1 protein-coding gene is annotated in these 662 nt (G+C 29.3%); it reads right to left on the reverse strand.

Annotation, left to right across the window (positions count from 1 at the left end):
* Positions 1-613, reverse strand: a 613-nt coding sequence (locus tag N2201_07505; GenBank protein ID MCX7786044.1) for a BsaWI family type II restriction enzyme, incomplete at its 3' end; no start/stop codon positions are given.
* Positions 614-662: the final 49 nt, after the last annotated feature.

The raw sequence follows: 662 nt of genomic DNA on the forward strand, positions 1-662 counted from the left end.
CTGTATCACTCATTACATAACATCCATCAGTATCAATTTCTACAATAGCTCTACCCTTCTTAGCTGGAATCTTTTTTGTCAATGTTCCATCTTCATCTGGAGTAATAAAAAAAACCTTTATATTTTTCGTTACTGCATCAGATGATAGCTTAAGCTTCCAATAACCTGTCTGTGTAATTCTTTCTCTTAGAGTAACTTTACTTGATATAACAGCAATGATTTCAAAATTTTCTGGATTATAGACGATTAAATCAACATCCGGTAAATGAGAACCGAACTCTCCATAATGAATTAAAAGATTTCTCTTGACTCTATTTAACTCTTCAGAAAGATTTTCACTTCTTTTTCTCTCAAGAGTATTGCCTTCAATAATTTTCAATCCAAGCTTTTCAACTTGTTCTTTTATAATGTATAAAATTAGTTTTTCTAAATTCTTTCCCTTAAATGCTCGCCAAGATTGTTCATGGTCTTTATTAGGAGTAGGCGATTTATCCCACTCTCTTTTATGAATAGATTTAAATTCTCTAAATAATTCAGAAATATTGTTAAAAACCTTTTCTCCATATTTGTTTTTATACTCTTTATAGAGTCTTAGTAGTTCATCAAATTTCATCTTTTTCTCTCATATTGTGTCCAGCTAATCTTTCTATAAATATTAGTTT

This window comes from candidate division WOR-3 bacterium, from assembly GCA_026418155.1.
Lineage (GTDB): Bacteria > Hydrothermota > Tepidihabitantia > Tepidihabitantales > CAIPLT01 > JAOABV01.